Source organism: Streptomyces sp. NPDC000880 (assembly GCF_053599675.1).
In genome coordinates, this window is sequence record NZ_JBSFMS010000046.1 from 40,599 (window position 1) to 50,344 (window position 9,746).

Below are 9,746 nucleotides of genomic sequence, written 5' to 3' on the forward strand. Positions count from 1 at the left end.
GGGATGGATGGCTCATAACGCTATCCGTGCCTGACGGGAGCTGTCCGACGGATGCGCGATTTTCACCCGGACGAGAGAGTTTCGATCATGTGATGGAGGATGGACGGGGGTGCTTCGCCATAGTTGGGCAAGATGTGGGAGGTATCCGAGTGATACGGCACTTTGGGCGCACAAAGTTCACCGGCGTGGTCCTCACCGCAGCCGCGGCCCTCTCGATGACGCTGACCGGCTGCTCGACCGGCGAGCCCGACAGAGTGAGCGGCGTTGGTGAGCAGGGCGAGGTGAAGGCCCCGACCACCGTGAGCCCGTCGCCGTCCCGGACGTACGCCCTCTCCAAGGCGCCCGCCACCATCCCTTCCGTACGCACGCACGAGCCTGCCCGCGGTCCTGGTTGGCGGCCCGGGCCCGGCGGCGGAGTCGTCGTCGCCAAGGGCAGCGAAGTGCTCGTCGACGAGGGCCGGCTGATAGCAGGCGAACTGAAACTCGCCTACCGCGGCGCGGTCCCGGCCCGTGCGGGCGACGTGGAACTGGCGCTCGCGGGCGCGGGCAAGGGCGGCCGCGAGTCGTACACCGTCCTCACCGCCGGCGGCCGGGTGCGGATCACCGGTGCCGGCGAGGCCGGAGCCTTCTACGGGACGCGGACCCTGAAGCAGGCCGTGAAGTCCGGCGGCGCGATGCCGGAGGGCGTCGTACGGGACGGCCCGGACCGGCCGCAGCGCGGGCTGATGATCGACATCGCACGCAAACACTTCACCGCGGGCTGGATCGAGGACCGGCTGCGCGAGATGGCCGACCTCAAGCTCAACCAGCTCGGCCTGCACTTCTCCGACGACCAGGGATTCCGTATCGCATCGGACTCGCATCCCGAGGTGGTCTCGAGTCAGCACCTGACCAAGGATGAGGTCCGGCGGATCATGGACCTCGCCGCCCGGCTGCACATCACGGTCATCCCGGAGATCGACTCCCCGGGCCACCTGGGCGCGGTGCTGGCCGCGCATCCGCAGCTGCAACTGCGGGACGCGGCGGGCAGGCCCGTGCGGGGCGCGATCGACATCGGGCAGCCGGCGTCGGAGGAGATCGTCGATGAGCTGCTGAAGGAGTACGTGGATCTGTTCCCCGGCGCCTACTGGCATCTCGGCGGGGACGAATACCAGGCGCTGACCAGGAAGAACCCGGAAGCCTCCTTCCCGCAGCTGGCGGCCTTGGCCCGCCAGGAGCACGGACCCCGGGCGCGGGTCCAGGACCTGGCGACGGACTGGGTGAACGACCGCGCGGCGGTGCTGCGGCCGGAGGGCAAGAAGCTCAAGGCATGGAACGACGGGTTCTTCCGCGGCGGTGTGGTCTCCGTGGACAAGGACATCGAGGTCGAGTACTGGACCGGCAAGGAGATCGGGGCGCGCGAGCCGGAGGAGTATCTGAGCGAGGGCCGGCGGCTGGTCAACGTCAACGACGAGTACCTGTATTACGTGCTCGGCCAGCCGAACGAGTTCCGCTACCCGACGGGCCGCCGGATCTACGAGGGGTGGACCCCGCTGGTGGTTCGCGGCACCAGGCCGGTGGCGCAGAAGTACTCGGACCAGATCCTGGGCGGCCGGTTCGCGGTCTGGTGCGACCTGTCCCAGTCCCAGACCCAGGACCAGGTGGCGCGTGGCATCGCCATGCCGCTGGCGGCGACGTCCCAGAAACTGTGGGACCCGCGCAAGCCGAGCCGCAGCTGGCAGAGCTTCGAGCAGCTGGCGCGGCAGCTGGGTGTGGCCTGAGGTCGGGCGTCCCGGGGGCCCCGGCGTCCTCCTGGGCTCGTGTCACGCGCTCCCGGGCGCGGGTGGCGAGGGAATCGTCTTCTCGTTGAACACCTCGACCAGGCACTTGGCGTGCTTCGCTTTTGCGCCGTCCTTGATCCGTCCGTCGCTGGTCACCAGCGGCACGTCGAAGCCTTCGGCGAGCGCGACGTAGGTGGCGTCGTACGCGGAAAGCTTGGCGTAGAGCCCGCGCACGCGCGGCAACAGGGGCACGTGCTCGAGCCGCCGGATCGGCAGAACCGCCCGGACGCGGTCGCGCAGCGCCTCGCCCACAGGTCCGGCATCGGCCAGCAGCATCACCAGCGCCCCGGACATAGACCGGGGAAGGCGCCACGAGTGATCGTCATGGATGCTCTCGCAGCACATCGCCCGTGGACAGGTGGGCCGTGGCCCGCTCCCGGATGCGGGCAACCACGTCCTCGAGCGCTGGGGTGGCCGCCTCCTGCTCGAGCAGGGTCCTTGCGTACGCCCGCAGGGATTGCCGGTTGCGGGCAGCCCTTATCTTCAGCTCGGTGAGCGCTTCCTCGGACAGATCCCGTACATCTTCCTCGGACAGATCCCGTACATAGAGAGTAGCCATGCAACAAGAGTGGTCGCACTGCCAGCATTCTGCTGGCGCCGCCGGGTAAGGCGGTGTGGATGTCGATCACTCGCGCAATGGGTCTCGAGAAGGTAGCGGTGTGAGCCCGCCCGGGGGCGTGCGGGCCCACACCGCGGGTCCATGGCCGCGGCGGTCCCAACAGGGCGCTCTGCAGGCCGAGTTCCAGATGGACAGAATGTAACAGAGGTGTGGCTCAAATGTGTACGAGTGGCGCGAGATTGTTGCTCGGTCGAACCGCGCGCAACGGTGGCGGCCGGGGTGCCGAAGGGAGTACTTTGCGCCATGCGGCCCGAGGCCCGAGCCAGGGGACTCGCTTCCGATTGCCCGAAGGATCTGCGGATTCCCGGCTCTTCGGAGTGACGCATTTGAGCCACGGGGCGCAGTAAGGGGAGTACTGCGTCCGCGATGGGAGGCGTCCGTGGCGTCGAAGAGCCTGAGGGAACTGATCGCACAGGCGGATGAGCGAGGCCTGGCCGCGAGCGGGCTCGCCTGCCTGGACCGCTGTCTGCCGCTGCTCGCGTCCGAGGCCGACGTGCTGCGTCCGCTGTGGGCCGGCCTGGTGGAGGGCGAGGAGGACTGGTCGGGGCGCCTCGCCGAGGCCAGGCAGACCATGGAGGGCGCGGCTGTCGAGGACGAAGCGGCGGCGCTCGTACGGCAGATGCTGGGCGCTGCGCCCTCGGAGTGGGAAGCGGACCCGCTGCGGGAGTGGGCGGACGACTGCTCGGTCGCCGCGCTCGCACTCCACCACCGCTTCGACGCGGGCCCTGGCGACGACGAGCCCGCCGCCGACGTCGTCGACGTGCTGAAGCGCTGCCGCGAGGGTGAGCCGGACGGCGCGGGCCCGCTGGTCTCAGGTGAACTGCGCCGCCAGGTGCAGATCCTGGAGATCCTGGCGGACGCGGAGGGCGGCGTCGGGCTGCGTCAGGCCCTGGATGTGTCGAGCGAGGGGCAGCGGATCCTGCGCGCGGTGGTCTCCCGCCGCGCGCGCGTCCAGCGCTGACGCGTCCGGTCTCACGCTGGAGCGTGCTCGGTGGTGCCGGGCGCGCGAGGCCTGCACGTCCGTATCTCCGTGCCCGCCGCCGAACCGCCTGGCGCGCGTGGCTACGAGCGCACCGGTCCGGGTGCCGGATATGAGACGCGCGGGTGTTCTCGCCGCGCTCGCCGGCCGCAAGTCACCCGGCCGGGGATTCCCCGGCCGGCAGCACGCCGGTGCAGGTCGCTCGCCCAAAGCTGCCGGACGCGGTGGCGAGTTGTACGTGCTTGCCGCGGATGGCGAGCGTGCAACTGGCCTGGCCGCCCTTCGGGCGAGTTGAGCGGGACACCGGCACCGCGAGGACGCCCAGCAGCCGGTGGAAACCGTGCACCCGCCCCGTGGGCAGCCCCCAGGCGGGGCACGGCACCGGGCCGTCCTGGGTCCCGTGAGGGAGCGGCGGACGCAGCGCGGTGACGGGCGCGAACTCAGCTCGCGTGTGCGCCCACAGGACGAGTCCGTTCGTGCGACGGACAGGACGGCAGTGGGCCGGGTGGCTCGCGTTCTGCGGCGGGGCATTTTTATCTGGTGGGCACTCCTCCGCTCTGGCAGACATCGATGGTCTAAATCCGGCATTTGCTACACAGGAGATAAAAGAGGCCCCTGGCCAGCGGTGACGCCGGCCAGGGGCCTCTTGACGCGATCAGGCTACGTCAGCCGTCGGACTCCGACGACGGGATGTAGGCGCCCGGTACGTCGTTCGGCGCGTAGATCTTGCTCTCGCCGGGGTACGGCTTGGTCCAGTTGTGCGTCTGGTACCACGTGAAGTGGTTCATCTGCGCGGGGTTGGCGAAGTCGGGCACGGCGTTGGGTCCGGTCAGCCGCTGGTGCGACTGCCAGGCCTTCCACTGCGCCGCGACGTTCTGCTCGGCCGCCGGCACCGTTGCGGACGTCGGCGCGGGCGCCGCCTTGGCGTTCTGCGGCGCCGGGGTGTCCGGGCCGCAGGAGGGCTGGGTGCTCAGGCCGAGGGTCAGCGAGGTCCGGTTGGGCACCGCCGTGAACGGCGTGTTGTTCGCGTTCTGGGTGAACGCCCCACGCATCGGGGTGGCCGCGCTGTCCTTCTGGTTCATCGGGTGGATCCCGAGGATCTGCTCGATGGTCCGGACCATCGTGATCTGCGAGTAGTAGCGGTTGTCGACGGTGCCGTGCTGAGCCCAGGGGCTGATGATCTGGACCGGGGCACGGTGGCCGTCGACGTGGTCGAGGCCGGCCTGGGAGTCGTCCTCGACGACGAAGATCGCCGAGTCCTTCCAGTACTTGCTGTGCGAGATCTCGTCAACCATCCGGCCGACCGCGAGGTCGTTGTCCGCGACCTGAGCGGCGGCGTTCGCCGGACCACCGGTGTGGTCGTTGGAGAGCCAGAACATGTTCAGGTTCGCCGGCCCGTTCTTCTCGAAGTCCTGCTTCCAGATCTCCTCCTTGTAGATGTCCGGGACACTGGTGTCGAACTTCGGGAAGCCGGGCACCGACACCTTGTTGAGCGACGGTATCGCCGAGCCCGTTTGAATGGGGTAGGCGGTCTTCTGCCCGGTCGCCTGCATGTTCTTGGTGTCGCAGTACAGGTTCTGCCAGGTCGCGCCGGACGGCTTGCTCTCGAACGACTGGAACTCGCCGAAGTCCTTGACGGACTTCCCAGCCGCCTGTGCACCGGTCCAGATGAAGCCGGACTTCTGGTGGCCGAGAGCGTCGTCCTCGGTGTCGTAGCTGCGCGTGTACTCACCGGCCGAGGACTCGGTGTACTCCGGGTTGTCGGCCTGCATCAGCCAGTTGTGACCCTCGGCGGAGTTCGTGCCGATGTCGTAGGTGTTGTCGTACAGCCCGAACTGCTTGGCCAGCGCGTGCTGGTTCGGCGTCACGTTCTCGCCGAACTGCGTAAGCGACGGGTCGCCGTTGCCCTCCGGAATGTCACCGAGGACCTGGTCGTAGGTCCGGTTCTCCTTGACGATCATGAAGACGTGCTTGATCGTCGAGGGGTCGCCGAGCTTCACCGGGACCGGCACCGGCTTCGCGTCGCCCTTGCCCTTGGCCAGCTTGACCGCGTCGCCGTTCCAGCCGTTCTGCTTGAAGACCTTGCCGGTCTCGGACTTGATGACGCTGTCGTCCGGCAGCGTGAACTGCGTCAGGCTCGACGTCGTGTCGTGGGTGCCGCGCCCGGCCCTGTTGGTGGGGCGGCGGGCGTCGATACCACGGGTGTTGGAGACGACCACGTTCTTGCCCACGGTGGTGATCTCCGCGGGGAAGTAGTCCGTCGGGAGCAGGCCGACGTAGCTGACCGGCTCCTGCGGGGAGGTGTACCGGTAGACGGCGACCGCGTTGGCGCGGCCGAGCGTCACCAGCAGGCGACCGTCGTCGGTGAGCGTCACCGCGTTGGGCTCGTAGCCGACCGACGCCTCCGGCCACGGCTGGGTGGCGATGGTCTGGACGACCTTGTCGTTGGCGGTGTTGATGACCGACACGTTGTTGTCGGCGGTGTTGGTGACGAACACCACCCCGTTCTTGGCGTACACCGCGGTCGGGTGCAGGCCGACGTCGATGCTCCCGACGGCGGCGGACGGGGCCGCCGGGTTGATGACGCTGACCGTGCCGGTGGTGGTGGCACCGGTGTCCGGGTTGGCCGGCACCTGGGTGCCGTAGGAGTTGATCGTGGTGTCGCCGGCCTTGGCCGGACGCCCGCCCTCGTTGCTGACGTAGAGCTTGTTGCCGACCATGGCGATGCCACGGGGGGCGTTGCCCACGGCCCAGCTCTGCTTGATGGTCCCGGTCGCCGCGTCGATGGCGACCACCCGGTTCTGGCCGTTGACCGCGGAGTACACGGTGGAGCCGTCGGCCGAGAACACCGCCGCACCCACCAGTGCGTGCTTGGAGCCGTCGGCCGGGATCGAGATGAACGTCGGGTTGGCGACGCTGCCGTCCGAGTTCACGGTGAACTTGGTGTAGCCGTCGCTCTGGCCCAACCACAGCTGCGAACCATCGGGCGAGTACGTCGGGCCTTCCTGGCCCACGCTGTTGCCGCTGATGCGCAGGTCGGCCGTCGAGGAGGTGCCGACGCGCTGCTTCACCTGCCCGGTCTTGAGGTCCATGACGACCAGCGACGCATCACCGTCGGCGATCGAGGCCGCGAGATGGCTGCCGTCCGGGCTGACCGAGGACGACATGATCTTGCCGTTGTTGATGACGGTGCGGCTGCCGTACGGGGCGATGTACTGGTCGGCGGAGACAACCTGGCCGTTAGCGGTGACCTGGCCGACCTGCTGGGTGCCGAACTGCTGCGTCTGGGCAACAGCGGTGCCCGTGACGGCGAGGGCGACAGCGATGCCCGTCGTTACCAGAGTGGTCCGGCGGCCGACACTTCTGCCGAAAAGGCTGATCTGTTCCTTCTCGTTACTCCGACGCTGCCGTGCTACCTGCATGGAATTATCCCTTCGGGGTGGTGTCGAGCAGTTCGACGTTGCCGTCGAACTGCCAAAGCGGGTTCGGTGCGTCCCCGGTCGGGGTCCGCACCAGGAAGTAGCCGTTCACTTCCTTCGGTCCGTCGCCATCGGCGACGAACCGCCCGTCTGCGGTGACGTCGAGCTGGTAAATGGCTGTCCCTGCGGCCTCGACGCCGGGGAGATGCCAGGTGACGACGCAACGCCAGTCGTTGCCCGGTCCCTCGGCGGCGACCTGGCCGCCGCTCTTGTTGCACGCCGCCGTGACCCGCAGTTGCGCTTCGGTGACGGCGGGGCGGTTGAGCTGCTGGGTCTGCATGCGGTAGAGGTGGGCGAATGCCGTGGCGACCGACCGCTGGACCTTGTCCTGCTCGATCCCGGAACCCATCGACGGGGTCGCCGCGGCGACGACCGAGACGGTGAGGGCGGCCAGTCCGACCAGCGGCAGGAGTCCGGTGGTGATCGCGCGGCGCCCGGAACCGTCGTAGGCCAGGTTGGTGAAATCGCGCCGGAGGAAAAGCAGGTACGCCAGCGCTGTCGCGAGCACGGTCCACACCAGGCTGACCACGATGGCGATCAGGAGAGGGGCGACCTGTGCCGGGCTGGTGAACAGACCGTTCCAGGAGATGAAGGCGTAGCCGGGCAGGGCGAGGCGTACGGCGACGGGCAGCGGCAGCATCTGGGCGAGCTGCATCGCGAGCGCGACGAGCGTGGGCAGCAGCAGTCCCATCGGGGACCGCCCCAGCGTGACGGACCCGAGTAGTCCGATCGCGGCAAGGGCCAGGGTCGGGGCGAGTACGCAGAGCCAGGCGAGCAGGACCTTGCCGGCGGTGTCCGCCGGCGTCAGCAGGTGGCCGTCGAGGCCGACCAGCGGCTGGTTGCCGACCGCCACGACCCCGCCGACCGCGCTGGAACAGGCCAGCCCGGCCACGAGCAGCAGGATGACGGTGAGGCTGGCCAGTGCCTTCGCTGCGAAGATCCGCCTGGGTGACTGGACCGCCACGAGCAGGTGGCGCCAGGTGCCGAGCCGGTCCTCGGAGGCGAACACGTCGCCGGCCACCACCGAGGTCAGCAGCGGGAGCGCCAAGCTCCCCGCGAAACCGAGCATCACCAGCGGTCCGGCCCACCCCGTGGCGTGCATCCAGCGACCGAACAGGGTGTCGGTGGGGAGCGTGCTCTGCAGGCTCACCGCGGCGACGAAGAACGCCGGCGCGATCCAGCAGGCGAGGACCAGCAAGCGGATCCGCCATTGCGAGACCAGCTTGATCAGCTCGAAGCGGTAGCCGCGCGCCACCGAGACACGGCGGACAGTGGCAACGTTGTCGTCGGCGATGGTCGCGGTCATCGGCCGGCCTCCTGCTGCTCGGTGAGGGCGAGGAACGCCGCCTCGAGCGGCGACACCACGGGTGCGAGCTCGCGCACCGCGATGCCCGCGTGCACGAGCCGCACCACCAGTTCGTCGAGGGCGGGCACCGGCGCGCGCACCACGAGCACCTCGGCGCCGTGCCGTGCCCCGGCGCCGTCGACGACGCGGATCCCGGCCGTGTCGACAGCCAGCCGGCGGGCGGCCTGCGGGTCGGAGGTGAGCAGCCGGTAGTCGAGTTCACGGTTCTCGGCGGCCAGCTTGCTCAGCGGGCCGGAGAAGACGACCCGTCCGGTGGCGACGATGGTGACCTCGGAGCACAGTGCCTCGAGGTCGTCCATGCGATGGCTCGAGAGCACGACGCTGGTTCCGTCCGTCGCGAGCCGGGTGAGGACACCGTGTACGTGTTTCTTGCCGGCCGGGTCCAGGCCGTTGGAAGGTTCGTCGAGCACGAGCAGCCGGGGCTTGGTGAGCAGGGCGGCGGCCAGCCCGAGCCGCTGACGCATGCCGAGGGAGAAGCCGCGGGCCCGGTCGTCGGCGACATCGGTGAGCCCGACCTGGTCGAGCACGTCGTCGATCCCCGTTGTCCGCGCGTCGTGGCCGCGGAGAGCGGCCAGCGCGGCGAGGTTCTGCCTGGCGGTGAGCGAGGGGTAGAGACCGGGCCCATCCACGAAACCCGCGACACCGCCGGGAGCGGCGAGCGCCCGCCCGACCGGCGTACCCAGGATCTCGAGGCGGCCGCTGTCGGCGACAGCCAGGCCCAGCAGGAGACCGAGCAAGGTCGTCTTGCCGGCGCCGTTCGGTCCGACCAAGCCGTGGATCTGCCCCTGCGTCACATCCAGATCGACGCCGTCGAGTGCGACGACGTCGCCGAAGCACTTGGTGATCCCGCGAGCCCGGACCGCGAGGTGTGTGTCCATGAGTCCCTTCCTTCGAATTCCTCAGGGACTTTAGGTGCAGCACACAACGTTTCGGGGGTGGCGGTTGAACGTTCATGGAACGGATCGTCAAGGGTTGGCAAGTTGTGTGCACGAGTAGCCAGCATCGAGCCGGACTTGGGCAATGCCTGGACGCACCGAGTCCGTACGACGTACCGAGGCCCGCAATTCGGTGCACTACTCAGGTTGAACTCGTGGAGTCCGGTGATCTGATTGCGTCGTCGTCCATGGTCAGGCCGGTGGGTGGCAGGCAGCCGTCGACCAGGTGGGGCCGGTACTGGATCTTCTTCAGCTTCCGCTTGATCACGCGGGTCAGGTGCATGAGATCGGCGGCGGCGAAGTCGGCCAGCCGCTTGGGGAGCGACCAGAACCTTTCCAACCTGGTTGGGTGCAGAGCGAGTTGGGACCTGCTGGGCGTGGGAGGAGGTGAAGCTTCTGGTAGATGGGGGCAACGAGTGGATGTTGGCGAATACTCAGAGCGAGGAAATGGTCATCTGCTCGCGGAACTTCGCGCCGAACGGTCCCGAGTGACGGCCCGCCCCGAGCCCTCCTGTCCGCCGATCTCCGTCTGCGCCGCCCCGGCCATG

At 68.9% G+C, this 9,746-nt stretch carries 8 protein-coding genes and 1 pseudogene; 2 read left to right on the forward strand and 7 right to left on the reverse strand.

Annotated features, from left to right (window positions below; all coding sequences use genetic code 11):
- Positions 1 to 215: 215 nt before the first annotated feature.
- Positions 216 to 1,760, forward strand: a complete 1,545-nt coding sequence (locus ACWDO5_RS17515; protein WP_450531181.1) for a beta-N-acetylhexosaminidase — start codon at positions 216 to 218, stop codon at positions 1,758 to 1,760.
- A gap of 42 nt (positions 1,761 to 1,802) precedes the next feature.
- On the opposite strand, the gene ACWDO5_RS17520 is transcribed toward ACWDO5_RS17515, so the two are convergent.
- Both ACWDO5_RS17520 and ACWDO5_RS17525 read right to left on the reverse strand, forming a co-directional pair.
- Positions 1,803 to 2,114, reverse strand: a complete 312-nt coding sequence (locus ACWDO5_RS17520) for a type II toxin-antitoxin system VapC family toxin (RefSeq protein WP_450531167.1) — start codon at positions 2,112 to 2,114, stop codon at positions 1,803 to 1,805.
- A 28-nt stretch (positions 2,115 to 2,142) separates the two neighbouring features.
- Complete coding sequence (locus ACWDO5_RS17525) at positions 2,143 to 2,379, reverse strand: FitA-like ribbon-helix-helix domain-containing protein (protein WP_450531168.1); 237 nt, start codon at positions 2,377 to 2,379, stop codon at positions 2,143 to 2,145.
- A gap of 439 nt (positions 2,380 to 2,818) precedes the next feature.
- Here ACWDO5_RS17525 and ACWDO5_RS17530 point away from each other — a divergent pair, with 439 nt between their 5' ends.
- Positions 2,819 to 3,400, forward strand: a complete 582-nt coding sequence (locus ACWDO5_RS17530) for a hypothetical protein (protein WP_450531169.1) — start codon at positions 2,819 to 2,821, stop codon at positions 3,398 to 3,400.
- 172 nt (positions 3,401 to 3,572) lie between these two features.
- On the opposite strand, the gene ACWDO5_RS17535 is transcribed toward ACWDO5_RS17530, so the two are convergent.
- From ACWDO5_RS17535 to ACWDO5_RS17555, 5 genes and pseudogenes are all read right to left on the reverse strand, one after another.
- Positions 3,573 to 3,800, reverse strand: a complete 228-nt coding sequence (locus tag ACWDO5_RS17535; protein ID WP_450531171.1) for a hypothetical protein — start codon at positions 3,798 to 3,800, stop codon at positions 3,573 to 3,575.
- A gap of 283 nt (positions 3,801 to 4,083) precedes the next feature.
- The gene (locus ACWDO5_RS17540; protein ID WP_450531172.1) at positions 4,084 to 6,840 is read right to left on the reverse strand and encodes an alkaline phosphatase family protein; all 2,757 of its coding nucleotides are present in this window, start codon (positions 6,838 to 6,840) and stop codon (positions 4,084 to 4,086) included.
- A gap of 4 nt (positions 6,841 to 6,844) precedes the next feature.
- Positions 6,845 to 8,203 carry an ABC transporter permease gene (locus tag ACWDO5_RS17545; protein ID WP_450531173.1) on the reverse strand — a complete coding sequence of 453 codons (1,359 nt, stop codon included), beginning with the start codon at positions 8,201 to 8,203 and terminating at the stop codon, positions 6,845 to 6,847.
- Complete coding sequence (locus tag ACWDO5_RS17550; protein WP_450531174.1) at positions 8,200 to 9,141, reverse strand: ABC transporter ATP-binding protein; 942 nt, start codon at positions 9,139 to 9,141, stop codon at positions 8,200 to 8,202. The genes ACWDO5_RS17545 and ACWDO5_RS17550 overlap by 4 nt, the downstream gene beginning before the upstream one ends.
- Before the next feature lie 199 nt (positions 9,142 to 9,340).
- Positions 9,341 to 9,553: pseudogene (locus tag ACWDO5_RS17555) on the reverse strand (IS630 family transposase); the annotation flags it as partial.
- Between the last annotated feature and the right edge of the window lie 193 nt (positions 9,554 to 9,746).